20 protein-coding genes are annotated in these 26195 nt (G+C 69.6%); 13 read left to right on the top strand and 7 right to left on the bottom strand.

Annotation, left to right across the window (positions count from 1 at the left end; translation table 11 throughout):
• Nucleotides 1-786 precede the first annotated feature (786 nt).
• Both ADL29_RS22510 and ADL29_RS22505 read left to right on the top strand, forming a co-directional pair.
• Complete coding sequence (locus tag ADL29_RS22510; protein ID WP_053925418.1) at nucleotides 787-1848, top strand: chitinase; 1062 nt, start codon at nucleotides 787-789, stop codon at nucleotides 1846-1848.
• 23 nt (nucleotides 1849-1871) lie between these two features.
• Entirely contained in the window at nucleotides 1872-3704 is a 1833-nt protein-coding gene (locus tag ADL29_RS22505) for a coagulation factor 5/8 type domain-containing protein (protein WP_078971203.1), read from the top strand.
• Between the two features lie 289 nt (nucleotides 3705-3993).
• Here the strand turns inward: ADL29_RS22505 and ADL29_RS22500 are convergent, their stop codons facing one another.
• Nucleotides 3994-4173: a hypothetical protein gene (locus tag ADL29_RS22500; RefSeq protein WP_053925417.1), complete on the bottom strand. Its 180-nt coding sequence runs from the start codon at nucleotides 4171-4173 to the stop codon at nucleotides 3994-3996.
• Between the two features lie 503 nt (nucleotides 4174-4676).
• Here ADL29_RS22500 and ADL29_RS22495 point away from each other — a divergent pair.
• Entirely contained in the window at nucleotides 4677-4871 is a 195-nt protein-coding gene (locus ADL29_RS22495; protein WP_053925416.1) for a hypothetical protein, read from the top strand.
• 220 nt (nucleotides 4872-5091) lie between these two features.
• Nucleotides 5092-5850 carry a type 1 glutamine amidotransferase domain-containing protein gene (locus ADL29_RS22490; protein WP_053925415.1) on the top strand — a complete coding sequence of 253 codons (759 nt, stop codon included), beginning with the start codon at nucleotides 5092-5094 and terminating at the stop codon, nucleotides 5848-5850.
• 312 nt (nucleotides 5851-6162) lie between these two features.
• On the opposite strand, the gene ADL29_RS22485 is transcribed toward ADL29_RS22490, so the two are convergent.
• The gene (locus ADL29_RS22485) at nucleotides 6163-6909 is read right to left on the bottom strand and encodes a 2OG-Fe dioxygenase family protein (protein ID WP_053925414.1); all 747 of its coding nucleotides are present in this window, start codon (nucleotides 6907-6909) and stop codon (nucleotides 6163-6165) included.
• Nucleotides 6910-8460: 1551 nt separating this feature from the next.
• On the opposite strand from ADL29_RS22485, the gene ADL29_RS22480 reads away from it, so the two are divergent.
• Complete coding sequence (locus tag ADL29_RS22480; protein ID WP_053925413.1) at nucleotides 8461-10101, top strand: sigma-70 family RNA polymerase sigma factor; 1641 nt, start codon at nucleotides 8461-8463, stop codon at nucleotides 10099-10101.
• 313 nt (nucleotides 10102-10414) lie between these two features.
• Entirely contained in the window at nucleotides 10415-11404 is a 990-nt protein-coding gene (locus ADL29_RS22475; protein ID WP_078971200.1) for a C1 family peptidase, read from the top strand.
• Nucleotides 11405-11457: 53 nt separating this feature from the next.
• Here ADL29_RS22475 and ADL29_RS41380 read toward each other — a convergent pair whose 3' ends face one another.
• Both ADL29_RS41380 and ADL29_RS22470 read right to left on the bottom strand, forming a co-directional pair.
• Nucleotides 11458-11874, bottom strand: coding sequence for a helix-turn-helix domain-containing protein (locus tag ADL29_RS41380; protein ID WP_157878550.1), 417 nt, complete (start codon nucleotides 11872-11874; stop codon nucleotides 11458-11460).
• Nucleotides 11875-12011: 137 nt separating this feature from the next.
• On the bottom strand, nucleotides 12012-12665 hold the full coding sequence (locus ADL29_RS22470) for a TetR/AcrR family transcriptional regulator (RefSeq protein ID WP_053925412.1): 654 nt from the start codon (nucleotides 12663-12665) through the stop codon (nucleotides 12012-12014).
• A gap of 226 nt (nucleotides 12666-12891) precedes the next feature.
• Here ADL29_RS22470 and ADL29_RS22465 point away from each other — a divergent pair, with 226 nt between their 5' ends.
• Nucleotides 12892-13971 carry a serine hydrolase domain-containing protein gene (locus ADL29_RS22465; RefSeq protein WP_211274369.1) on the top strand — a complete coding sequence of 360 codons (1080 nt, stop codon included), beginning with the start codon at nucleotides 12892-12894 and terminating at the stop codon, nucleotides 13969-13971.
• 289 nt (nucleotides 13972-14260) lie between these two features.
• Nucleotides 14261-15025, top strand: coding sequence for an NAD(P)-binding domain-containing protein (locus ADL29_RS22460; RefSeq protein ID WP_245689585.1), 765 nt, complete (start codon nucleotides 14261-14263; stop codon nucleotides 15023-15025).
• A 268-nt stretch (nucleotides 15026-15293) separates the two neighbouring features.
• Here ADL29_RS22460 and ADL29_RS22455 read toward each other — a convergent pair whose 3' ends face one another.
• The 3 genes from ADL29_RS22455 to ADL29_RS22445 all read right to left on the bottom strand — a co-directional run bounded on the left by ADL29_RS22455 (nucleotide 15294) and on the right by ADL29_RS22445 (nucleotide 17980).
• On the bottom strand, nucleotides 15294-15857 hold the full coding sequence (locus ADL29_RS22455; RefSeq protein WP_053925409.1) for a dihydrofolate reductase family protein: 564 nt from the start codon (nucleotides 15855-15857) through the stop codon (nucleotides 15294-15296).
• Nucleotides 15858-15999: 142 nt separating this feature from the next.
• Complete coding sequence (locus ADL29_RS22450) at nucleotides 16000-17214, bottom strand: amidohydrolase family protein (RefSeq protein ID WP_053925408.1); 1215 nt, start codon at nucleotides 17212-17214, stop codon at nucleotides 16000-16002.
• Between the two features lie 121 nt (nucleotides 17215-17335).
• The gene (locus ADL29_RS22445; RefSeq protein ID WP_053925407.1) at nucleotides 17336-17980 is read right to left on the bottom strand and encodes a LysE family translocator; all 645 of its coding nucleotides are present in this window, start codon (nucleotides 17978-17980) and stop codon (nucleotides 17336-17338) included.
• 570 nt (nucleotides 17981-18550) lie between these two features.
• On the opposite strand from ADL29_RS22445, the gene ADL29_RS43605 reads away from it, so the two are divergent.
• The 5 genes from ADL29_RS43605 to ADL29_RS22420 are packed head-to-tail and all read left to right on the top strand — an operon-like array spanning nucleotide 18551 to nucleotide 26022.
• Nucleotides 18551-19831: a phenylacetate--CoA ligase family protein gene (locus ADL29_RS43605; protein ID WP_053925406.1), complete on the top strand. Its 1281-nt coding sequence runs from the start codon at nucleotides 18551-18553 to the stop codon at nucleotides 19829-19831.
• Nucleotides 19828-21162 (top strand): MFS transporter, encoded by a 1335-nt coding sequence (locus tag ADL29_RS43600; RefSeq protein ID WP_053925405.1) that lies wholly within the window; start codon nucleotides 19828-19830, stop codon nucleotides 21160-21162. Before ADL29_RS43605 ends, ADL29_RS43600 begins: the two co-directional genes overlap by 4 nt.
• Entirely contained in the window at nucleotides 21159-22307 is a 1149-nt protein-coding gene (locus ADL29_RS22430; RefSeq protein WP_053925404.1) for a GNAT family N-acetyltransferase, read from the top strand. Before ADL29_RS43600 ends, ADL29_RS22430 begins: the two co-directional genes overlap by 4 nt.
• Nucleotides 22304-23482, top strand: a complete 1179-nt coding sequence (locus tag ADL29_RS22425; protein ID WP_053925403.1) for a LuxE/PaaK family acyltransferase — start codon at nucleotides 22304-22306, stop codon at nucleotides 23480-23482. Before ADL29_RS22430 ends, ADL29_RS22425 begins: the two co-directional genes overlap by 4 nt.
• Nucleotides 23479-26022: an aldehyde dehydrogenase family protein gene (locus tag ADL29_RS22420; protein WP_053925402.1), complete on the top strand. Its 2544-nt coding sequence runs from the start codon at nucleotides 23479-23481 to the stop codon at nucleotides 26020-26022. The genes ADL29_RS22425 and ADL29_RS22420 overlap by 4 nt, the downstream gene beginning before the upstream one ends.
• Nucleotides 26023-26195 lie beyond the last annotated feature (173 nt).

The following is a 26195-nucleotide window of genomic DNA, read 5'->3' as shown; positions in this document are numbered from 1 at the left end:
GGGCAGGGGGCAGGGGGGCGGCGGGGGAACCTACCGGTCCTTGAGCTCGTCGGTGCGGAACGGGTCGCCTGTGGTGACGGACTGGATGGCCGCGCGGGAGTCTTCGCCGGTGATGGCGGGGGAGCGGTCGGTGCGGAGGCAGTGGCTGAAGGCAGTGGCTGAAGTCGGTCAGTTCGGCGATGCAGGCGTCGTGGAAGAGGTCGTGGTCGTATGCGACGCACTCGGCGGTGGTGCCTTGGGCGCCATAGGCGGTGAGGTGGTTGCGGCTGGGGCCGGGCGGCGCGGATCGGCGTTGTCGGCCGGTCAGAGAGTGAAGGCGGCGCGGAAGCGCTCCAGGGCGAGGACGTCGTCACCGGAGGCCCATGCCTCCCTCGCGGCCGTGGCCCGGTTGCTGAGGGAACCCAATTGCCGTGCGATGGCTTGGTAGTTGGCTTCTCGGCGCAGGGGCCACTGTTGGCCAGTGCGTTCACTTTTTGAAGTGATGCCGGCGGTCTTGACGCCCGTCTTTACGCCGAGTTAACTCAAGCCGTGCATCAGGTCTGGACCATCCTGAACTGCTCTGCTCCCGACGTCGTTCCAGGTCGGCCGATCCGACTGTGCACCGCTTCTCGGAGGGTAGCCAGACATGCCTTGAGCGACGCCCCTTCAGCCAGGCATTCAACGCTCCTTGTGCACACGCACTTCTGATCTACACGCACTTCTGATGTACACGCACTTCTCACGGCAGTACGGCAGTACGGCCGTCCCCGGGCCGACGCCCGCTCCCCCCACCGCACAGGAGGCCCCATGAGTTCACCGGCACGGCACGGAAACAGATCGCGGTCACGGCAGATACGCGGCGCCCACCGGAGCACGATCGGCGTGGTTGCCGCTGCGCTTATCGGCGGCACCACCACCGCGGCGGCCGGTGCCGCACCGTCCGACGGGCCCAAGGCGGCCGATGCGCCCCAGGCCGTGGCCCCGTATCTGTACAACGGGTGGGGCAACCCGCCCGATCCCGCCACGGTGATGGACGCCACCGGAGTCAAGTGGTTCACGCTCGCCTTCGTCCTCAGCGGCGGTACGTGCGATCCGCAGTGGGACGGCAGTCGTCCCCTCACCGGCGGTGTCGATGCGCGGACCGTGGACGCGATCCGAGCCAAGGGCGGCGACGTCGTCCCCTCCTTCGGCGGGGCCAGCGGCAGCAAGCTGGAACAGACCTGCCCGGACGCCTCGGCCCTGGCCGGCGCGTACCAGAAGGTGATCGACGCCTACGGCCTGAAGGCGATCGACATCGATATCGAGGGCGATGCCTACGACGACCCCCAGGTGCAGCAGAAGACGATCGACGCGCTGAAGCAGGTGAAGGCCCGCAACTCCGGTCTGACGACGTACGTCACGTTCCCCAGCGCTCAGGACGGCCCGGACGACAGCATGATCCAGCGGGCCGCGGGCGCCGGTCTGGAGGTGGACGGCTGGACGATCATGCCGTTCGACTTCGGTGACGCGGGGGGTCAGGACATGGGCGAGCTGACGAAGAAGGCCGCCGAGGGGCTGAAGAACGCGGTCAAGGACGCATACGACTACAGCGACGATGCGGCCTACCGGCACAGCGGCATCTCGTCGATGAACGGCATCACCGACGCCAACGAGCGGGTCACACCGCAGAATTTCGAGGCCATTCGCGCCTACGCCCAGGAACACCACCTCGCCCGCCTCACCTACTGGTCGGCCAACCGCGACCGCCCGTGCCCCGGCGCCTATCCCAACGACGACACCTGCTCCGGCGTGGACCAGGAACCCTGGCAGTTCACCAAGATCTTCGCCGGATACACCGGATACACCGGATACACCGGATACACGGGCTGAGCGGGGGCATCGTGAAGCTGAACATGACCCGCGACGAGTCGAGCCGGCCGCGCCATCGCAGGCGCCGCGCCCTGCCCGCCGCTGCCGCCGCCCTCGTCCTCGCGGCCGGCACCGTGGCCCTCCTTTCCCCCCAGAGCGCGAGCGCAGGGCCCGAACACGAACACGACCACGACCACGAACACAGCACACCGCAGAAGCACCTCACCGCGGCCGACGCTCCGGACCTCGGCCCCAACGTCGACATCTTCGACCCGTCGATGCCCAAGGACCGGATCCAGTCTCGGCTCGACGCGGTCTTCAAGGAGCAGGAGAAGAACCAGTTCGGCGAGGAACGGCATGCGCTGCTGTTCAAGCCGGGGAAGTACGACGTGGACGCCAACATCGGATTCTCCACACACATCGCCGGGCTCGGACTGTCGCCCGACGACACCGACATCAACGGCGATGTGCACGCCGAGGCCGACTGGTTCGGCGACAACGCCACGCAGAACTTCTGGCGCGACGCCGAGAACATGGCCGTGACCCCGGCGAACGGCACCGACCGGTGGGCCGTCTCGCAGGCCGCGCCGTTCCGCCGGATGCATGTGAAGGGCAATCTGCAGCTGGATCCGCGGAACCACGGCTGGTCCAGCGGCGGCCTGCTCGCCGACACCAAGGTGGACGGTTCGGTCTCCTCCGGGTCGCAGCAGCAGTACCTCTCCCGCAACACCGAGTGGAGCAGCTGGAACGGCTCCAACTGGAACATGGTGTTCGTCGGAGCGACCAACCCGCCGGCCGGCACCTTCCCCCAGCCGCCGTACACCACGGTCGACAAGACGCCCAAGTCCCGGGAGAAGCCGTTCCTCTACGTCGACGACGCGGACGCGTACAAGGTCTTCGTCCCCGACGTCGCCACGGACACCCAGGGCACCACCTGGTCCGGCGGCGCCCCGAAAGGCACATCCCTGCCGCTGACTGACTTCTTCATCGTCAAGCCCGGCATGACGGCGTCCCAGATCAACGGCGCGCTGAACCAGGGCAAGCATCTGCTGTTCACGCCCGGTGTCTACCACCTGGACGACACGATCAAGGTGACGAAGCCGGATACCGTGGTGCTCGGCCTCGGCCTGGCCACCCTCGTCCCGGACGGCGGGGTCACCGCCCTCTCGGTGGCCGACATCGACGGAGCGAACATCGCGGGTCTGCTGATCGACGCCGGCCGGGAGCGCTCGGACACGCTGATGGAGATGGGCCCGAAGGGCGCTTCGGCGCACCACTCCGGCAACCCCTCCTCCCTTCACGACGTCTACTTCCGGGTCGGCGGCGCGGGCGTCGGCAAGGCGGCCAAGAGCCTCGTCGTCAACAGCTCGGACGTCATCGGCGACCACACCTGGATCTGGCGGGCCGACCACGGCGACGGGGTCGGCTGGACGCAGAACACCGCGGACAGCGGACTGACCGTCAACGGCGACGACGTCACGATGTACGGCCTGTTCGTCGAGCACTACCAGAAGGACCAGGTGGTCTGGAACGGCAACCACGGCCGGACGTACTTCTTCCAGAACGAGATGCCCTACGACCCGCCGGACCAGGCGTCCTGGATGGACGGCGGCACCAAGGGCTACGCCGCGTACAAGGTGGCCGACAACGTCACCGACCACCAGGCGTACGGGCTGGGCAGCTACTGCTACTTCAACGTCAACAAGTCCGTCGCCGCCGACCGCGCCTTCCAGGTACCCCGCACGGACGGCGTGAAGCTCCACCACATGGTGACGGTCTCGCTCGGCGGTACGGGCACGATCAACCACGTCATCAACGACCAGGGCAGCCCGGCGAACACGGACCACCAACAGTCCTACGTGGTGGACTACCCGTAGCCCGCACGCCCGCCCACTCCTTCCTCCCCTCTGCCACAGCGAACGGCCGTCGGCTTCAACGGCGGCCGTTCGCGTGTTCCCGGTGGTGGTGTGCCCGGTCCGTCCCCGATCTGAGCGGGACGGTGGCCCGTACCGAAACGCCCTGCCCGCGGTGACCATGACGGGGCGCTGCTCGCGGCGCAGGGCGCGGCAGAGCGGCCCGTGCGTAGCACACCGCTCCACGATTCGACGCCCGGGTTCGTGCGGTTCGCTTCCCCGGGCGCTGGACGGCCGCTGGGCACGCGCCGCGTTACGGGACCTCGGCGAGGATCCGCTCCACTGCGGGGGAGCGGGGCCGGAAGACGTCCAGGAGGCCGATGGTGCGCAGGACGGGAGCGAGTTCCTGCATCTGTGTGACGACGGCTGCGTGCTCGGGAGTGCCCTCGGTGAGGCCGTCCAGTCGTAGGGCGTTGGCGACGAATGCGGCCACCGACCCCTTGCGGACGATCGTCCCGTTGATCGCGGTCGAGTCGATGCCCTCTGGCAGGACATCTTCGGGGCGTACGGCGGGCTGCTGCGGGTTCGAAGGCGAAGGCGAAGGCGAAGGCGAAGGCGAAGACGAAGACGAAGACGAAGACGAAGGCGGCATGGCTATCCTTTGCGTGCTTGATGAACGTGCTTTCTGCACGGATTCAATGTTAGCGGGACTCCGTGCTTCTTGCACGCATCGTCGAGGTGTGAGTGAAGCGACACATGGCAGCACTTCCGTCGCCCGCGTGGCCGCAGGCATCGGGGCGCTGACCCCACGGGCCACCCGTGCCGGGCTCGACAGCCGGTTGACCCCCGGGGCGGAGGGCGTGGACGACACGACCTATCCGGTGTTGTCCGGGCTCGCTCACGACGTGGAGGGGCAAGGGAATCCTTCCTGGCTGAGGAGGCCGACGAGATGGCGACGTGGTCGGACGGCGCATCTGCTGGCTGTGAGGGTGTTGGATGCCTGCTCGGCCGCCTCCGGCCGGCCCGGCCAGTGCTGCCACGGGCACCGACGCGCACGTCACCGCACACATCAAGGCCGCGCACCGCGACGTCCTGGAATACCGTGCGGTCGTGTACGGCCTGATCAGCCCGAACGACCGCCACCCCGTACGCGAGAGGACCTCTGACGTGGCGACGGTGGACGTCCGCTGAATTCAGCTGCACGGCCGCGGACAGCCGGCACCATCACTGCCCGCGGCCGCGCGGTTCAGGACGACTGACCGGTACGGCGAGGCGCGTCGATTCTCGGATCCCGGTCTCGGCGCCCGGCACCGTGTGATCGCCGAATTCCGGACGGTCTCCGCAGGGGCACCACGGCTTCCACGCAGACCAGAATGGCGGCTGCGTGCACCGGCCGCCCTACGATGCCCGCATGCGTGTGCTGATGCCGGTCCCCGATCGCGATTTCGACGTCACCGAGGTGGCCGTGCCCTGGCGGCTGCTCACCGACGCAGGTCACGACGTCATCTTCGCCACCGAGCGAGCCGGTACCCGGCCCGCCTGCGACCCGCGGCTGCTGACCGGGGTCCTCTTCGGGCGGCTCGGCGCCGCGGAGGAGCCCCGGCGTTTCTACGAAGAGCTCAGCCGGAGCGAGGAGTTCGCGTCGACGGTCGGTTGGGCGGACTTGGCCCCGGAGGCGTTCGACGGCCTTATCCTGCCGGGCGGGCATGCGCCGGGTATGCGGCAGTTCCTGGGCTCGGAGGTGCTGCAGCGGAAGATCGGCGGGTTCTGGGAGCTGAACCGGCCGGTCGGGGCGATCTGCCATGGCGTAGTGGTGCTGGCGCGGGCTCGTACCGGCGCCGGGGGCCGCAGCGTGCTGTTCCACCGGCGTACCACCTGCCTGCCGAAGTACCTGGAACGCTCGGCCTACCTGGCCACCGCATGGCGCCTCGGCCGCTACTACCGCACCTATCCGGCCTATGTGGAGGACGAGGTCAGGGCGGCCCTGGCGGCCCCGGACACGCAGTTCGCACGTGGGCCCCGGGTACTCTCCGCGCGCGGCACCGCGGCCGACGATACGCATGCGTTCGTGGTGCAGGACGGCAACTACCTCTCGGCCCGATGGCCAGGCGATGCGTACCTCTTCGGCCGCCGGTTCTGCGAGATGTTGGAGGCCGCCGGCGGGGCATAGCACTCGGCCGCCCGGTGGTGCGGGAGTTGCCCCGCGGGCAGCGTGCGGCATGTGGGCACACGGGGCTTCCTCGCCCGCATCAAAGTCCTGAGGGGAGACGCCTCGACACGCAACGTCGAGGACGTGGAACCAGGCGGGAAGGTGCTCGCAACCGACCCGGAAGCCGGCGAATCCGTGCCCGTAAGGTCACACGCCGAATCGTGACCGAAGACGACAAGCACTTCGGCGAACTCACACTCACCACTCCCGGTCTCGGCCACTTCGGCCCCGGCCGTACGGACTGCGGGGGCCGAAGTGGCGAAGTGCGGCTCGTCAGGCGTCGGCGTGACGGTCCTGGAGGGGGAAGTAGTCGATCAGCAGCATGTCGCGGATGCCCTGGCGCACCCCGGTCACCGGGCGGATCGCGGAGACGCCGTGGAAGACCCGGCGGTCGTCGATCACGATGGACTCGAATGCCTCGAGCAGCGTGGTGTGGTAGATCGGCCTGCGGTTCCGGTCGAAGATCTGCGACTCGCCGCCGTCGACGTCGATGCGGCGCATCAGAGCCTGGGCCACGAAGTGGTGGCCGTCTTCGTGGATTCCCTCAGGGGCCGGGAGGCCGTCGGCGTCGTGCGTCGCCGTGATGCGGATCTGGTGCACTCCGACACCGCTGGTGGCGGGGTCGAACTCACCGGGAAGGCGCGCCATGAAGAAGTGAATGAGGCTGTCCAGCACTCCGGATTCCAGCACGCTGTCCGACAGTGGGGGGAAGGCCCGGTCCACCCCGCCGTGCAGGGAGTTGACCTCCTTCGTCTGATGGAACACCCCTGCCGGGTCCGCCACGAGTTCTCCGGCTGCCCAATGGAAGGATCCGTACCGTCGACGACGGTAGTCCGCCCCGTCCTTCATGTAGGAGTCGACGGGAAGATCCTCCCAAGACTCCAGAAACAGCTTGAGCTGCTCCTCTGAGTGTGCTGCCAGGTTCTGCTTTAACGCCGCTGCCGGAAAGTAGCGGTATGGGGCGGAGGTGCCATCGCTGGCCCCAGGAGTGTTCTGCGGCCGTATCGCCTCGGTCGTCACTGTGTATTTTCCCCCGTATCGATTGCCATGCGCGTTCAAGATTTCGCTCCCAGCCGGAGGCGGACCGGACCGTGGGCGTAGGTTCCGCTGCGGCTCCAGCCAGGGCGAGTCGAGTCTCTTACATCGTGGCCCAACAAGATCGTTCTTGCCACTTCAACTCCGCGATTTCTGTGTGGACTTGCCCAGAAATGACCTCGATGGGCTCGATGGGCTCGACGGGAAGGTGAGGAAAATCTTGTGGGACTCGCATCATCCGGGCGGCGGAAACGCGCACTGGGTGAACACAAGCGGAGCCATGATGGTCGGAACCTCAGAGAACCGGGAACCGCTCGTCGATACCGGAACCCTCGGGCTCCTTTATCTACGGTGTCCTGGTAGCCCCAACAGTCACTCGTGCAATGGATGCGCCGGACCAACCGAGCGGGTCACAGGGACGCGAGCATACGCCGCCCGATCGTGGCCACACTCACATGGTGCACGTCTTTGACAGTGCCTTGGCCGGCCGGTCGAGCAGCCGGGCGCCGATCACGGCATCGGGGGTATGCGACGGTGGTCGGCGACGGATCGGGCCGTCTCAGAGCCATCACTCGTGAGCCGCTCTCACCGGAGGGGGAAGATCGCGCACGTGGTGGTGGCGTATGCGTACAGCTTCCCATCGCCGGACAGCAGCTGAACACCGCGGTAGAGGACGGTTCGTGAGCGAACCGGCTCTCCGTGCGCCCGGACGAGGCCGCGCTTGTGGTGGCACTCGGCGTCTCGGCGTCTCGGCAGTGGACGCAGCGTCGGCCGCGTCTGCGGGATGAATCCCCTTTGCGGAGCGGCCAGTTCGCTGCCTGGGGCCAGTGGGGGTGCTGATGCGGTCAACACGGCCGTCGCCGGCGCATGTACGACACTCACCCTCGACGAGAGTCCGGAGGTAAAGGGAGCCGGTGGCTCTTCAGCTGCGCGCCCCTTTTGTGCCACCGGATGCGCCACCAGCTGCCGAGTAGTGGTGGTAATGGTGCAGGTCATAAAAATACGCCTTGGTGGGCGAAGCGCCCCTGTGCCCCTCTGAGGAGTTCGCGGGCTTGCCCCTGGACCCTCCTTCGGCCCGGTCCGGCGATTGGCGTACGTACTCAGAAGGCGTCCTCGTGCCGGGGGCGACCCGCCACGAGTTCCAGGAGCCCTGCTGTGGCAGTACTCCGTACACGTCACGCAATTGCCGCAAACTCGGCAGGGTTCGGGAGAAGTGAAGTTGACGAATTCGGACGCACCGTCGACCCGCTTTGCGGCTACGGCCGTTCGCGCACTGCCCGGCCGGAGTGGAGTGCGCCGTGTGCATCGGCTGTCAAGTACATGCGACTGTGCAGGAAATTCTCCGCGATTTTCCCCATTTCGCGCTGATGGGTGCCCTTGCCCGCTTCGGTCGCGCGTGAAGCCGGCCTCCTGGAAATTCGCCCACGACTTTCTGTTATCCGGCCACGGCGGAAGGGTCCCCAGGCATAGAACGACCGATTGCACAGCAAGGAAGGACGCCGGAACGTGGACTCACATCCTGGAACAGCGACTGTGATGGCCGCGCGTGCTGGGGACCAGCAGGCGCAGGACGAGCTTGTGGCCGGTTTTCTGCCGTTGGTCTACAACATCGTGGGCCGCGCACTTCGCGGCCATGCCGATGTCGACGATGTGGTGCAGGAGTCCATGCTCCGCATGCTGCAGGGGCTCGGCGGGCTGCGCGAGCCCGACCGGTTCCGCTCATGGCTGGTGGCCGTGACGATGAACGAGATACGCCGGCACTGGCACAGCAGGCAGGCGTCACCGGCCGATACCAGGGTGGACGACGTCGCCGACCTCGCCGATCCTGCTACCGACTTCGTCGATCTCACCATCATCCGCCTGGGCCTTGCCGGTCAGCGCCGGGAGGTCGCCGAGGCGACCCGGTGGCTGGACGAGGAAGACCGAGCGCTGCTGTCGCTGTGGTGGCTGGAGGCGGCGGGTGAGCTCACCCGTGAAGAGGTGGCCGCCGCTCTGGAGCTGTCCCCGCAGCACACGGCGGTGCGGGTGCAGCGGATGAAGATCCAGCTGGAGACGGCCAGGGTCGTCGTGCGTGCGCTGTCGGCAGAGCCGCGCTGCGCGGAACTGCTGGCGATGCTGGCCCACTGGGACGGCGTCGCCTCCGCGCTGTGGCGTAAGCGAATAGCCCGGCACGCGCGTGGCTGCGCGGCGTGTTCCGGGTACTGGATCGGCCTGGTGCCGGCGGAAGGGCTTCTCGTCGGTCTCGGCCTGGTGCCGCCGGCGGCCGGCCTGGCCTGGCTGATCTCCGGCAGCCACAGCGCGTCCGTGGTCAACCTCGCCTCCCAGCAGAGCATTTCCGGTAACGGCGGCGAGCAGGTGGTCAGGGCGGCGGTGCGGCGAGGAGCGCATCGCGCGCACAAGACGGGCGGGGGCGTCCGCCGTGTCCTGCAATTCCGCCCCCGGGGCACGGGTGCGGTCGTCGGAGGCGCCGCGGCGACCGCCACCGCAGCCGCCCTGTCCCTCGCTCTTGTCTCATCCGGTGGCGGCCACGACACCACGAGCGCGGCGGCCGAGCCCCGGCACACGCCGACGGCATCGTCGAGTTCGCCCGGCCCGACACCCTCGGTCCGCTCGGCCCGCCGTTTGCCCAGCACGCCTTCCCCCCGCCCCACGGCCACGCCGAGCCGCAAGACGACCACCGCAGCGAGCCGGGACGAACGGCCCTCCCGCCCGCCGCTGACCGCAGCGCCGACGCAGACGCCCCGGCCGAGCCGCACGGTCGACGCCGCCCAGCAGGTCCTCGCCGTGATCAACAAGGCGCGGGCCGACCACGGACTGCCGCCCTACACCCTCACCTCCGGGCTCACCCGCAGCGCAGAGTCCCACAACACCGTGATGTCCGACGGGTGCGGCCTGTCCCACCAGTGCCCTGGTGAAGCGCCGTTGGGGGACCGGGAGACGGCTCAGGGCGTGCACTGGGGAGCGGCCGGGGAAAACATCGGGCAGGCGTCAGCGGGGCCGGATCCACAGCAGATCGCTTCCGCTGCCGTAGGCCTGACGCAGTCCATGCTGAACGAGAAGCCGCCCAACGACGGGCACCGGCAAAACATTCTCAGCACGGCGTTCCACCACGTCGGCATAGGCGTCCACCGGGATGCCAACGGTGCTGTCTGGCTCACTCAGGACTTCTCCGACTGAGCGCACCCTCCTGTAACAACCAGTTACGTATCCATGGCCGGGAATTGGCACGTCTGCCGTATTTCTCTGTCCATCCCTTGCGGGGCAGTAACGAGAATCAGCGCCAGGGCATCGCCAGGTCATAGCCAGGTCAGCGCCGGGTTTCTGTTATCCGTCGCGGCCCAGGGGATCTCCCAAGGCGTAGGCGTCATACGGGCTTTTCGTAAGAGGGCGTTGCGGAGCGGAGGCGCCGAACCCGGCGGCTCCGCTCGCGCCCGGGCCCCATACCAAAGGTGTCAGGTTCCTGACATCAACCTAAGGAATGAGGACATCAATGACTCACGGTTCGCACCGGTGGAAGGCGATGAGCGGCAGGCTGCGCACGGCCATTGCGCTCGCGTCAGCGGGCGTGGTCGGCGCCGTCACCGTCGGAGTGTCCTCGGCGGGGACCCCGACGACCCCCGGCCACCCTGCGGCGTCCGCCCGGTCTTCGCAGATACCCAGCACGGTGGCCGGAAAGCCGAAACGCTTCGGCACCGGCGCAGTGCCCTCCCGGGAGGACTGGCGGAAGGCGGCGCTCGGCAAGGCCCTCAAGCCCAGGCTGGCGGCGCTCGCGCCCTCCGCCACGGTCGGAGCGAAGCCTTCGGCGACGCAGGCCGCCCTCCCCGCAAGCGTAGACCTGAGTAAGTACGCGCCCGCCCCCGGCAACCAGGGCCAGGTCGGCTCCTGCGCCGCATGGGCCGTCGACTACACGGCGTACGGCGTCCTGGAGCGCGAGCAGAAGATCGCCGGTGGGCCCCAGGCACCCATGTTCACCTACGCCCAGGTCGTCAAGGGGCAGCAGCGTGGGACCTCGCTGGCCGATCACTTCAGGATCGCGATGAAGCAGGGCGTCGATGCCAAGTCGCACTACTACCAAGGGGACTTCGACTACACCTCCCAGCCGACTGCGGGCGAGAGAAGAAACGCAGCGAAGTGGAAGCTGTCCGGCTACACCCCGCTGCACACCGGAAGCCAGCTGAAGAACGATGTGAAGGCGGCGCTCGCCAAGGGCCTGCCGGTCACCGTCGCGATGCCAGTACACAACAGCTTCTTCAACGTCACGCCCCAAGTGGCCGCTTCGTACAGCTACTACCCGACGGCCGGTGACCCCATGGCCGGCGGCCACGCGATGGCCATCGTCGGCTACACCAGCAAGGGGGTGCGGGTGGAGAACTCCTGGGGCTCCGGCTGGGGCGACCACGGATTCATCAATCTGTCCTGGAAGTTCCTGACCGACCAGACATGGGAGGCCAACGCGGTCGGCAAGCTCATCAAGCGCTGAGCCCCGCGAGCCGGCAGCTCTAAAGGGCCGGGCCCCGGCGGGGCCCGGCTCGCTCACGTCCGTCGTGGCACCCGGGGAGGGGTCCCGTCAGCGCGCACATCCCGGGTCTGAGCTCGCCCGGCGGCCAGTCGGAGTCGCGGGATCGGTTTTGCCTCCACCAGAGCCCGCAGTAGGGGGCGTCGGGCGAGCTTGGCTTGCTTGGGGCGACGCCCGCGCGGAGGCGACCGTGTCGGCGGACGCGGCGCGGGAGTGGCGGGGGAGTGGCCCCTGCCACCGCCGCAAGCGATCTCGCGGGAGGCTGTCGACGCCGATCTGCCCAGCCACCGGGCCGGTTGCCGGGAGGATTCCCCAGCAGCGATGCCAGTGGCTATCCCCTCGCGCTCGTCGCCGGTCAGATGCCGCTCTGACCGTTGCTGCGGGGCCTGACGGACGCCGCCGCTCTGGTACAGAAACCGGCGGACGTAGTGCATTGGTTCCCCGAGCGCCCGCCCCATCAAGCTGAACGATGGTCCCTCGCGCCGGCGTCTCCAGAGCTCATCCCGAGATCTCATCCCGCTGTACTGGGGAGGGCCCGTAGGCACGCACCTGCGCCTCCACGACGACGTGATCATCCATGGGTGGCCTCGATGTGGGCGAGTTGGGCAGCGAGGATCTCTTCGAACGCGGCACGGCGGTCCGCCCCGAGAGGGCGGACGTCGCGGGCGAAGTGGGCCAGGGCGGGGAAGCGTTCGGGGTCGGCGCCGAGTACCGCGACGCGGAACAGCTCCATGCCCTGTTCGTGCTCTTCGGGGGCGAGGGTGCTGACCCCGGCCTCGGAGGCGATCAACGCGGCGAGGAGGATCGCGATCCGGTGGTAGCGCGCCGGGATCTCCTCGTCGGGCAGTCCCGACGCGCGCAGGGCCTGCAGCACCTCTTCCATGACCAGCCGGGAACCGGTGCCGCTTGACGCGTAGCGTCCCCAGACCGCGGCGAGCTGGGGCTGCTGGCCGAAGGCTTCTCTCAGGCGCAGAGCCAGGGCTGTGATGCGCTGCTTCCAGTCGCCCTCGGGGCGGTAGTCGTCCATGGCGGCCAGGAGGATCCGGTCGGCGACCGCGCGCAGTAGTTCGGTCTTGCTGCGGAAGTGCCGGTAGAGGCTGGAGGAATCGGTCCCCAGTACCGCGGCGAGCTTGCGCACGCTGAACGACTCGGCGTCGCCCGTGCGCAGCAACTCCGCCGCCGCATCCAGGATCTCCTCGGTCGACCAGCGCCTTCTGCCTGTCATTTCACCCCTCTCGCCGGGACTCAGTCTAACCTATGCACTTGGTGTTGCACGCACCGCGTGCATAATGAGGGCAAGAGAGTGCCGAGCGGCCCGACAGCAGGCGGACCGGCGCGCCACTCATGCCCTGTTACCCGGGTCAGGCGACCGACGTGGAGCTCACCCCGGGGACTACGAAAGGACGCATGTCGTGAGGAACCCGCTGAATCCCGCGGAATTGAACGCCGCCATGGAAAACGTCCACCGCGCCGGCATGCCGGGCCTGTTCGCCGAGGTGCGTGACGGCGACCAGGTCTGGCGCGGTGCCGCCGGGGTCGCCGATGTCGCCACCGGCCGCCCCGTCACCGCCGACCTGCGGCACCGCGTCGGCAGCGTCACCAAGACCTTCACCGCCGCCGCGGTTCTGCAACTGGTCGAGGGCGGTCAGATCGGTCTCGACACGCCGATCGGCCGGTACCTTCCGAAGCTGGTTCCCGGGGCACGCGGTGACGCGATCACGGTCCGGATGCTGATCAACCACACCAGCGGCTTCCCCGAGTACCTCCCGTACGCCTACGCCTCCCTCAAGGCGTACCCCGTCATCGCGGACACCCGACCCCAGAGCCTGGACGACCACCGGTTCACGCGGTTCGACCCCACCGAACTGATCGAGATGGGGGTCACCGCACCTGCCGTCCGCGCCCCGGGCGAAACGCCGGGGGTGTACTCCAACACCAACTACCTGCTCCTCGGCAAACTCCTGGAAGAGGTGACCGGCACCACGGCCGAGCAGTACATCACCCGCAACGTCATCGAACGTGCCGGGCTCCGGGACACGGGATTCCCCGCCGGACCGAACGTCGACGGGCCGCACTCGCAGAGCTACGAGGCGTGGTTCGGCATGATCGACCCGCCGCGCGACTACAGCGTCTACGACATGTCATGGGTGGGGCCGACGGCCTCGCTGATATCGACCGTCACGGACCTCAACCGCTTCTACAGCAGGCTGCTGGCCGGCGAGATCGTCAGCCCGTCGTCGTTCGCGCAGATGCAACGCACCGTCCCGGTCGTCTCCCAATGGGGAGAAACGATCGACTACGGCCTCGGCCTGCACCCGATGGAGGCTCCCGGTCAGAGCACCTTCTGGGGCCACGGCGGCACGGTCTGGGGTGCTGGAGCGCTGGCCATGACCCGTGCCGACGGCAAGCGGCAGATGGCCGTCGCGGTGAACCTGCAGAGGTGGAACAGGCTCGACTCCTCGGGCAAGCCGCAGCCCCATCCCATCGACGACGCGCTGGCTGCTTTCTACCGCGTGGCGATGTACGGCTGACCGGGCCGGAGAGCGTCGCTGTCACCGGAGCCGGCACGCATCCCGAGACGAGAGAGAGCCGAGAGGGGCAGCGGGAATGACCGCAGCACGTTCGGACGGTGACGCCGCAGGCTCCGCCCGGCGGTCAAGACGGGCAAGCGGTGGGTCTGGACCGGGCCGGGATGGCACCCTGCCTGGCAGGGGTCCTGACGGTCACACTGCTGTGGAGCCGGCCGCGACCGGTGTGACGTCGGCACCGTCCGACTCCGCACGTAGGACACGACCACCACGCACCATGGAGGAAGACACCGTGAAACGCATAGGCATCATCGGAGTGGGCGAGATCGGCCGGGCCATCGTGATGGGTCTGCGTCACGGGGGCGATGAGTCGCCAGAGGTGTTCCTCTCCCCCCGGGGCGCCCGCGCGGCCTCGGAGCTTTCCGAGCACTACGAGGGCGTACAGGTGTGCGCCGACAACCAGGAGGTGGTGGACCGCTCCGAGTTGGTGATCATCGCCGTACGACGCCAAGACCGGCACGACGCCCTGGCCGGCGTGCGGGTGGACGACGACAAGATCGTGGTCAACGTGATGGCCGGCGTCGGCAACGACGACCTGCGCCAGACACTCGCCACCGACGCCCCGCTGGCCCGCGCCATCCCCCTGCCGACCATCCGCGAACGCCGCTCCGTCACGGTGGTGTACCCCTCGCACCCGGAGGTGGACTCCCTCTTCGAGCGCCTGGGCGGGGTGCTCCCCGTCGCGGACGAGGACGCCTTCAACGTCTGCTCCGCACTGACGGGGACGCTGACCACCCACTACTGGTACCTCGCCACCATCACGTCGTGGGCCGCCGACCACGGCATCGCCTCCGAGGACGCGGACCGCTACGTTCGCAGCCTCTTCCAGGGCGTCGGTCGTTCCCTGAGCGACGAGACCCGTGCCCTGCACCAACTCGCAGCCGACCACGAGACCCCGAACGGAAACAACGAACGCATCCGCACCACCTGGTTCGACCCGGCCAACTCCGAGGCCCTGACCAGTGCACTTGACGCGCTCCTCGCAGAACTCACATAGCCACCACATTGGCAGAGGCGGGCGCCCAACCTTGTGCGACAGCCGCAAGGAACTTCCGCCCCTCCGCAGCGGACGACCTTGTGGATCGCCCGGCGCGGGTCCGGCAGCCCCTGGGCCCGCCCGGGGGCCTTACGTGCCTCCGCGGTCGGGTGTGGCCCGTACGACTCGCCTTCGCCAGGCGGTAGTTCACGCCCTTTCGCGCAGGTCATTCCGCTGAGAGAACGCCACTGGCCGGCCCACTCTTCCCAAGGCTCGGCGGACGAGCCGGCTAACGCGCCACGCGGTAGCGGAGGTAGACGACTCTCGAGCTGAAGGTGCGGGTCTCGACGAGTTCGAGATCCACCCGGCGCTCGTGCTGGGGAAAGAACGGAATGCCACCGCCAACCAGCACCGGGTAGACCCTGGCCCGGTACTCGTCGATCAGACCCAACGCGGCCGCCTCGGCGGCGAGAGTCGCGCCGCCGATCGCGATGTCGCCCTCCCCCGGCTCGGCTCGCAACCGCTCGATCTCCTCCGCCAGGCCGCCGGAGGCCAGGCGGGCATTGCCCTGCACCGTCGACAGCGTGGTGGAGAACACCACCTTTGGGAGCGGCTTCCAGATCGCGGCCCACTCGAGCATTGAGTCGTCGAGCGATGGATCCTGGTCGGCGGTCTCCCAGTACAGCATCGTCTCGTACAGCCGTCGTCCCAACAGATGGACGCCGACCCCTCGAATCTCGTCGGTGACGAAGCGAAAGACCTCCTCGTCGGGTCCCGTCCAGTCGAAGTCGCCGTCCGGCCCGACGATGTAGCCGTCAAGGGAGACGCCCATCGAATAGGTCACGCTGCGCATCAGAAGCCCTCCTCGGTATCGGGTTCGACAGTAGGGCCGCCGGACGCCGCAGGCTGATCGCGGCTCGCGGGATCCCCTGGGCCGAGTCACCTCACGAGATCACTTCGTTGAGAAAACCCACTCTCGTTGCAGGTAAGAGGGATCAGCCCTGGAACATCCTGCCGGCTCGGATCACGGTCCGGATGTCGAGCAGAGTCTCCAGACGCTGCAGCGGATTGTCGGCTACCGCGATGAGGTCGGCGTCGTAGCCGACGGCGATCCTTCCTTTGCGATCGGCCAGCCCGCATGCCTGTGCGGCAAGGGAGGTGGCCGAAGCCAAGGCTTCGGTGCTGGTGAGGCCGAGAGAAGCGAAGTGGAGGATCCCGTACGGCAGCACGCCGTGGGGTTTGCGGGGGCCGGCACCGGCGTCGGAGCAGCAGACCAGCCGCGCTCCTTCGCGGTGCATCCGCGCGAAATTCGCACTTCGTTGCTCCACGCGCTCCGCCATGTGTGGTGCGACCATCGAGCCTGTCGGCAGCCACGCTTCGGTGGCGCCGATGAAGATGCCTGCCTTCACCACGGCCCCAACGGTCTTCCAGTCGGGCTCGACACCGTCCTCGGTGAAGAAGGAGGCATGCTCGAGGCCGTCGACGCCGGCTGCGACGGCGTCAGCCATTCCCTGCCGGCCGTGCGCATGCGCGGTGACCGGCCTGCCGTGCGCATGGGAGACCCGGGTCACCGCGGTCAGTTCGTCACGTGTGTACTGCGACTGGTGCGGCCCCCATCCAGGAGTGGTCACACCACCGGTCGCCATGACCTTGACCACGTCGACGCCGCGAGCGACGCGCTCCCCGACCGCAGCCTCCACAGCCGCGATGCCGTCGGCCTCGCCTCCCAAGAACCAGCAATGTCCGCGAGTTCGCGTGAGGGGAGGCCCGGCGGCAACAACCTCCGGACCCATCTCCTTGCCTGCCGTGTAGCGGTCACGGAGCGACAGGGCGAGAAAGCGACGATCGCCGAGGTCCCGTACGGTCGTGACACCCGCCCGCAGTTGCTGCCCGGCGTGGAAGCGCATGCGCGTCAGGGTGGTGTGGTCATCTTCATCCGCCATCGCCTGCTTCGACCTGTCATCGGGGTCGAAGGCGAGGTGCACGTGGGAGTCGATGAGCCCGGGCAACAGCGTGGCGTCGCCGAGATCCAGAACGTGCAGATCCGCAGAGGGGGCCGCTCCCGTCATATCGATACCGACAATGCGCGAACCCTCGATGAGCACAAGCGGGCGCCCCGCTCGTAACGCGTACCCGTCGAACAGCCGCGCCGCGCGGACCGCCCAGATCCGGTGGCCCTGTATGTGTGGTTGTTCGCCGCTGGCAACCACCCGGTGTGTCTCCTCACCAGTCGGTAACTGCTCCTACCTTAGCCGTAGGCCGCGATCTTGCTGATGGCGTTGGCTGGCCACGTGATCGCCCGTCACCAACGTGCCGGGACAGCACATCTAGCTAGTCGGCGCGGCCCGTCGCTGCCACGGTCACGCCCAGTCCGATCATCGCGAAGCCGCCCGCCCCGCCGACCATTGACAGGCGCCGGTCCGAGCGGGCGAACCACGAACGGGCCGCCGCGGCACCCAGGCCCCACAGGGTGTCCGTGATCATGCCGATGGTGACCGGGACCAGCCCCAACACCATCATCTGGAGGGGAACCCGGCCGGCCGAGTGGTTCACGAACTGCGGCAGCACCGCCGCGAAGAAGACGACGCCCTTCGGATTGGTGACGCCCACGAAAATCCCGTCCAGGATCGTGCGCAGATCGCCGCGCCGCTCACCCGCCGGGGCCTCCATGTCCGCCGCGCGCATCTCCTTGCGGTGCCGGAAGGCCCGCACGCCGAGATAGACGAGATACGCCGCGCCGGCCAGCTTCACGCCCGTGAACACCGCCACCGAACCCTCCACCAGCGCGCCGAGGCCCCACGCCACAGCGGTCACCAGGAGGTACGAGCCGACCAGGTTGCCGAGGACCGTCGCGAGCGCCGTGCGGCGGCCGTGTGCAAGGGCTCTGCCGATCACGAACAGCACGCTCGGCCCCGGAATCACGATCACCAGTAGCGACATCGCCGCGAACGCGAGGATGCTCTCCGTAGACACCATGCGTCCGCCACCTCCTGGATTGCCGTCCAGAGGTCATACAAACAGATGGCGGGCAGTCCGCTCTAGGCTCATCCGCCTGTCGAGATGTCGCCTCGGCCGGTGACCCCAAGACACCCGAGGTCAGGAAGTGGCTGTTGGCGCACCGCGCTTCCGCCTGCACTTCACGCCCATGCCGAGGAGGAGGTGAAGTCGCACAACACCTCCCTGGCGCCGGACGCTCGCGCGCCGCTCACCCCTGCGCCCGCTCGGCCCACCACGCACCACACACCACGCACCACGAGCTGCGCGCTGCACGAGCGGAATCGAAGAAACAGAGGTTTCTGGTCAGATTTGCCTTGCATGTGTCCGGGTGTGTCTCTCATGTGCGATATCTTCTACGGCGTTCCCTCGTGACGGTACGTCGGATGCGACGACGGCACGACGCCGGGAAGGCGGTACCCACGCCCCGCCCGCGGAACGACCACGAGAACCGGTACGTGACGCATGGGCGCCTCTATGCGCCCTCGTCACAGCTTCGCCGTGCCGGCAGCCCCCTACCACTATCGTCCGTATCACCTAGGCAAAGGCCGCATGCCCGTTCACCCGCTATCGACCCTCGTACGTCATGCCCGCCATCACTCTCCCTTCTACTCCGATCTCTACGCGGCGCTCCCGCCGACCGTGACCGACCTCACCGAACTGCCCGTCGTGGACCAGGACTCCTTCTGGGCGGCCAACACCGTTCAGGACAACCGCGTCCTGACCGGCCCGCTGACGGAGGCGGTCGTCTACAAGACCGGCGGAACCACCGGCGCGCCGAAGTTCTCGTACTACAGCCGCGAGGAGTGGCGGGAGTTCGTCACCGCCTTCGGCCAGGGCCTCGTGGACGCCGGGCTGCGTCCGGGCCACCGAGTGGCGGACCTGTTCTACGCCGGCGATCTGTACGCCAGCTTCCTCTTCATCCTGGACTCGCTGGCTCACGCCTCGGTCGACAATGTCCGCCTCCCCATCGGTGGGGCCGCTCCCCTGGAGACCACCGCCCCCGCACTCGAGGACTTCCGGGCGCAGGTGGTGGCAGGCACCCCGACCACGCTGTGCCGGCTCGCCGCGCACCTGATGACCACGGGCCGTCAGCTTCCCGCGGTGGAGCTGCTGTTCTTCGGGGGCGAGCCGCTCTTCGCCGACCAGCGGCCGCTGCTGGCCGCCGCGTTCCCCAACGCCGAACCGCGTTCGCTGGGTTATGCGAGCGTCGACGCCGGCCTGCTCGGCCGTCCGGTCCCCGGGCCGGACCCGCGCGTACATCGCGCCTTCACGCCGCACACCGTCGTGGAGATCCTCGACGAGACGACCGGGGAGCCCATTCGGGAGGCCGGCCGGCCGGGGCGCGTCGTGGTGACCCAGCTCTACCGCCGCCTCATGCCCGTCCTGCGCTATCCCGCCGGAGACCGTGCCGAGTGGACGGACCCCGAGGCCGGCTGCTTCCGCATCCTGGGCCGGGCCGACGAGGGGGTGCGCGTGGGCCCCGTGTCGCTGTCCGCGCAGGACGCGCAGGACGCCGTCGCCACGGCGGATTCCGGCGGGCGCATCGTGGGCACCCAGCTCGTGGTGCGGCGCTGGGAGGGCCGCGACGGGCTCGTGCTGCGCCTGGCCACAGCGTCCGGGGGCGCCGGCGCGGATGCCGATGCGGTGCTGGAGGCCCTGGGCCATACGGTCGTCGACGGGCTGAACCGGGCCCGGCCGCTGTACCCGGAGAGCGTGTCCGCCGGGCACGTCCACCCGCTCACCGTCGAGTGGGCACGCCACGCCGACCTGGTGGTCAATCCCCGCTCGGGCAAGCTGGTCCGCGTGGTCGACGAGAGGCCGACCGCGTGACCGTCACCACCGTGAGGCAGCGGCGCAGGCTGCCGCTCGTCCTGCGTAACCGTGCCTTCGGCGCGGTCTGGCTGGGCCAGGTGCTGACCCAGGCCGCGGTACGCATGTTCCAGGTCGGCGTGTCGTGGTGGTTGGTGGCGTACGCGGTCGGCGCTGGGAGGGGGCTGGCGTCGGGCCTGTTCATGGCCGTCAGCACGCTGCCGGCCGTGGCGCTGGCGCCCGTGGTCGCCCGGGCCGTGTCCCGTCTCGCGCACCGGTCGGTGTTGCGTACGGCCGCGGCGACGGCCGGTGCCGCCGTCCTGCTGCTGGCCCTGGTGGCGTACGGCGGCGCGCCGCCGACGGTGGCCGCCTACGCGGCGACGCTGGTGCTGGCCTCATGTCAGGCGTTCTTCGACCCCTGCCTGACCACGTCCGTTCCCGAGCTCGTCGACGACGAGGACATCGAGGCCGCCACCGGTTTCGAACTGTCGACGCAGTCGCTGGCGAGCCTGGGCGGTGCGCTGCTGGGCGCGCTCATCGTGGACGAGGCCGGCATGACCGGGCTGGCCGCCGGCTGTGCGGCCGCCTACCTGGCCGCCGCGCTCCTCGTCACGACGGTCCGCTTCCGCCCGGCCGTTGCGCAGGAGCCGCAGGAGCCGCAGGACGGCGCGGAGTCCGGGGCCGGCGCGGCGCGCGGGTTGCGCGAGGTGCTGGCCGGGCTGCCGGCCATCCGGAAGATCCTGGTCTGCTTCGCCGCGGCCAACCTGTTCACCACGGCGGTCTTCGTGGTCATCCCGCTCTACACCAAGTCGGAGCTCGGCGGCGGCGGTTCGACCGTGGCGCTGCTGGAAGCGGGGCTGGGCACGGGTACGCTGCTCGGCTCGGTCACCGGCGCCCGGGTGCCCGGCCGGCCCACGCGCCTGGGAGCCGGTCTGCTGGCTGTGATGGCCGCGGCGTTCGCCCTGGCGGGCCTGGTGGCCGGGCGGTTGGTCCTGGCGGGCTGCCTGGTGGTGGCCGGCTGGTGCGTGGGCGTCATCGGCGTGCGCTTCGTGGCACTGTTCCAGCGGCTCGTCCCGCCCGCGGACAAGCCCGGTTTCTTCGCCGTCATGCAGGCTGTGCTCGGCGCGTCCTTCCCCGTCGCCTCACTGCTGTTCGGCCTGCTCGGCGACCACCTTCCGGCGCGGACGCTGTGCCTGGTCCAGGCCGCGGGGCTGGTGCCCGCAGCGATCGCGCTGGCGCTGCTGCGCGAGCCGGGCGCGGACGACCGGGAGCGCGGGCCGGCCGACGTGGACCGGCAGCCCCACCCGTCCGACCCTTCCCCCGAGTTCGTGGCCACCGGAGGAGAGCGATGACCGCCACGATCGACCCGGCGTCGCCGGCCGACATCGCCGAGCTGCGCCAGCTCTACTACGCCGTCTACGGGCCGCATTACCCCAGTGCTCTGGGCACCGACCCCGACGCGATGTTGCGGCTCATCGCCGACCCGGACACGCTCTGGCTGGTCGCGCGCTGCCCGGACACCGGCGCCCTCACCGCGTCGGCCGCGATCCACGGCGAGCCGGGCGGTCGCGTGGGCCGACTCGAGGGCCTGGCCGTGCACCCCGGTCACCGCGCCGGCGGGCTGGCCTCGGCCCTCACCGACGAGCTGTGTCGGCGCACGCTGGGGACCGGTCGCCTGGACTCGGTATACGCCACCGTCCGTACCGTCAGCGCCGGTCCGCAGCGTGTCGTCGCCCGCAACGGTTTCCGGCCGCTGGGCCTGCTGGCCAACGCCGTGGACCTCAGTGCCCGCGAAAGCCTCGCGCTCTACGCGCGTCACTCCGCGGGTGTGCTCGACCGCCGGATCCCCGTCGCCGAGGTGCCGGCCCCGTTGGCGCCCCTGCTCCGTGCCGCCGAACGCAGCCTGGGCATCGACTACGGACGCACCCGCACGACCGCACCACGCCCCGTGCCGGCCCGCCCGGCCGCTCCGGCCGACCGGCTGGAGATGATCGAGGCACCCGGCTTCGTCCGCCGCCGCTTCCGCGACCGGTTCCCCGGCGCCGAGCGCTGGTTCTACCCACTGCACCTGCCCAACACCCTGCTCGTGCCCGATGACGACGGTTTCGAGGTGTACGCCTACCTCAACCGGGCCGGGCGCTACTCCTCCCTGGTCGCCGCCTATCCCGAACCGGAGGCGGCGGCCGCCTGGCTGGAGCCCATCACCAGGGCCCTGACCAGGGCCGGTGCCGGTTACGTCGAGGCGCTGCTGCCCCTTGCGCGGCACGACCTGCTGTCGACGTTCCTCGCGCAGGGCTTCATCCCCGGCGCGCTCTATCCGGCGATGCGCCCCGAGACCGACGGCGACGGCCGCCACGACTACGTGGTGATGTCGCGGACCGCCGAACAGATCGATTTCCGCGGCGTGGTCGCCGACGGCCCCCTGCAGCCCTACCTGGACGCCTACTTGTCGACCTGGGCGTCGACCTACCTGCCCCCTTTCGAGGTTGCCTCATGACCGTGAGCAGTTCCCCCGTCGCCAACCCCCACCTCGCCCCCGTCGAGGTCCCCGACCCCACCCTGCTGCCGCGGGTCCAGGAGCTGTGCGACCTCACCGATCCCTGCACCTGCGGTCCCCGGCAGGACGAGCTGTTCGCCGCGGCCATGGCGGAGATCAATGCCTGGCATGCGGACCGCTCCCCGTTCTTCCGCTCGCTGGCGGAGCGTGCCGACCGGGGCGCAGCCGAGGCGTACGGCGCTCCTCTCGTGCACGCCAACTTCTTCAAGCGGCACGAGGTGCTCTCGATCCCCCGGGGCGAGGTGGAGTTGCACCTGACCTCCTCGGGCACCACCGGCCAGAAGTCGCAGATGTTCTTCGACCGTTGGACCATCCGCTCCGCCCAGCGCATGGTCGCCCGCATCTTCGAGCGCAACGGCTGGATCACTCCCGACCAAGAGGTCAACTACCTGCTCTACAGCTACGAGCCCGCACCCGGCCTGAAGCTGGGCACCGCTTTCACCGACAACTACCTGTGCGACTTCGCGCCCGCCCGGCAGGTGGAGTACGCGCTGCGGCACACCGGCAGCGGCCACGAGTTCGACCCGTTCGGCACCGTCGCGGCGCTACGGCGGTTCGCCCAGGACGGCGTGCCGGTACGCATCCTGGGCTTTCCCGCCTTCCTCTGGTTCACCCTGGAGCGGATGCGGGCCATGGAGCTGCCGCCGCTCACCCTTCCGGAGGGCTCCCTGATCGTCCTCGGCGGTGGCTGGAAGGGCCACACCGACCGGCAGATCGGCAAGGAGGAGCTGTACGCGCGCGTCACCGAGCAGTTGGGGGTGCCGTCGGAACGGATTCGCGACACCTTCGGCTCGGTCGAGCACTGCGTCCCGTACATCGAATGCGACCACCACCGGCTGCACGCCCCCGTGTGGTCACGGGTGTTTGTCCGCTCGACACGCACGCTGGAGCCGCTGCCGCACGGCGAGCCCGGTTTCCTGCACCTGGTCTCCCCGTACATCACCTCCGTGCCCGCGCAGAGCGTCGTCATGGGGGACCTGGCGGTCCTGCAGCCGGGCCGGGAGTGCCCGTGCGACCTGGACACACCCTGGTTCACCGTCCTCGGCCGGGCCGGAGTGAGCCGCAACCGAAGCTGTGCGGTGGCCGCCGCAGAACTGATGAAGGGACTGTCGTGACGACACCGCCTCTGAGCACCACAGCCGACCTCCACCACTACTGGCAGGGCTCGTTCATCGGCGACGAGGAGGCGGGCCGCCGCCTGGCGCACCTGGCCGACACGGCCCTGGCCGCCCTGGCCACCCCGATCGACACCGCGGTGCTGCTGTCCGCGTGCGACGCGCTGGCCACCGCCCTGCGCGACCCCGCGCACCCGACGCGTCTGCGCCTGGCCGCACAGCTGCCCGCCGGCGAGGACGAGGGCGTGCTCGCCGAACTGGGCCTGGCCCTCACCCGCGCCGAGCTGACCCGCAAACTCCGTCGCGAACTGGGCGGCACGGCGCCCCAGCGGCTTACTCGTCCCGACGCGAAGGAGACCGTCTACGAGGCGTGGGCACCGGTGGGACTGGTCGCCCACATCGCGCCCGGAAACGCCCCAACCGTCGCCCCGCTCAGCGTCGTCGAGGGCCTGCTCGCCGGCAATGTCAACGTGCTCAAGACCAGCTCCGGCGACCCACTGCTCGCCCAGCACGTACTGGCCGAACTGGCCGCGCTGGACCCCACGGGAGCCATCGCCGAGCGCGTGATCGTGCTTCGCTTCCCCTCGTCGTGGCAGGAGTGGCTGCGCATGATGTGCGCGCCCGCGGACGCGGTCGCGGTGTGGGGCGGAGAGGCGGCCGTCGCGGGCGTCGCCGAGCACGTACCGCCCGGTTGCCGCCTGGTGGAGTGGGGCCACAAGATCTCCTTCGCCTATCTGGCGCGCGCTGCCTGGCACGACGACCAGGCACTCGCGGCACTGGCCGCCGACGTCTGCGCGCACGAGCAACAGGCCTGTTCCAGCCCGCAGGTGGTCTACCTCGACACCGAGGACGAGGAGGAGCTCCTCGCGTTCGCGGAGCGCTTCGCCGGCGTGCTGGCCGCGGTGCCCGCCCCGGCCGCCGAAGCCCCCGACATGGCCGAGGAAGCGGAGGTCACCACCACCGAGCTGATCGCCAGGCTGGAGGAACACCTCGGACTCACGCGCGTCCACGCGGCGACCGACGGCTCCTGGCGGGTGATCGCCGACACCCGGCCGGCGCTCACCGCGTCCCCGCTCCACCGGAGCATCTGGGTCAAGCCGCTGCCGCGCAAGCGCGCCCTGGCCGTGCTGCGGCCGATGCGCCGCTACCTCCAGACGGCCGGCGTGGCGGGCGGCCGTACCGACGTCGCCGAACTCTCCCAACTGGTGCTGGCCGCCGGCGCGACCCGGGTCACGCCACTGGGCGCGATGCCGTCGGGCTACTCCGGCGAACCGCACGACGGGGTGTACGCGCTGCAGCGCTACAGCCGCCGCGTGGCGGTGCAGGCCGACGAGCGGTTCGCCACCGTGGCCTGCCTCGACGACCTGGTACGCCCGGTGCCGCCACCCGCGCAGCGCGGGCCGCTCCGCGACAAGGCCGCGGTGCAGGAACAGAACGACCAGGTCTCCCGGGCCGACGCCGAGCTGTACTTCCGCAGCGGCGGCAGCACCGGCACGCCCGCGCTGTCGTTGTTCACCTACGAGGACTACGACGCGCAGATGCACGCCGCCGCCCGCGGCCTGCTGGCCGCCGGCTACGACCCGCGCCGCGACCGGACCGCCAACCTCTTCTACTGCGGCGGCATGTACGGCGGGTTCATCAGCTTCTTCTCCATACTGGAGCGGCTGGGCGGCGTGCAGATACCGCTGGCGGCCGGCCCCGACCACCGGGCGACGGCACAGGCGCTGGTGGAGTGCGCGGTCGACACGCTGTTCGGCATGCCCTCGTACCTGTGGCAGCTGCTGCACGACCAGAGCGACCTGCTGCGCTCGTACGGCGGGATCCGCCGGATCTTCTACGGCGGCGAGCACTTCACCGCCGAGCAGCGACGGGTGCTCGTGGAGGACTTCGGCATCGAGACGGTCCGCTCGCTCACCTACGGCAGCACGGACCTGGGCCCGCTGGGCTACCAGTGCACCGAGAGCACCGGGGGAGTGCACCACCTCCACGCCGATCTGCACGCCCTGGAGATCCTCGCCTTCGACGAGGACCGACCGGTGCCCCACGGCGAGACCGGCCGGCTGGTGTTCGCCACGCGTGCGCGGCGGGGTCAGGACCTGGGCCGGTACGTCATCGGCGACCTCGGCCGAGCCGTCCCGGGCCCCTGCCCCTGCGGCAACCGCGCCCCGCGCTTCGAACTGCTGGGGCGGCTCGGGGACGTGATGCGGGTGGCCACACACTTCCTCAACTACCGTCGGTTCGTCACGCTCGCCGAGGAGCTCCTGGGCCACCGGGGCGAAACGCAGATCGTGCTCGCCCACGACGGGCTGCGGGAGCGGCTCACCGTCCGCCTGGAGCGTGCCGGTGGCGAGCCGCGGGCCGTCCGGGCGCGCGAGGTGTTCCTCGCGGGCTACCCCGAGCTGCGGGCGGCCGTCGCCGAGGAGCTGCTGGAGCTGGAGGTGACGGAGATGGACCGCGCCGCTCTCGAACGGACCCCCGGCACCGGCAAGCTGCGGAGCGTGGTGGACACACGTCAGCAGCCGATCACGGCTCCTGACTGAGTCGCCACCACCACACCTGTTCACGGCCGCGCGGGCGGTCTTCTCGAAGGCGTCCACAACGGCGCAGTCGAACGAGGCCCGGTCCGCGCGGCCGACTACACGGACGGCCTTGACCTATAGGCGAGGGGCTCCGTGGCATCCGGCCACGGAGCCTGTGCAAAAACCCGTTGGCG

Source organism: Streptomyces chattanoogensis (assembly GCF_001294335.1).
In the GTDB taxonomy this organism is placed as follows: Bacteria; Actinomycetota; Actinomycetes; order Streptomycetales; family Streptomycetaceae; genus Streptomyces; species Streptomyces chattanoogensis.
The sequence above is the reverse complement of the archived record's forward strand: the minus strand, read 5'-3'. Positions and strand labels throughout refer to the sequence as shown.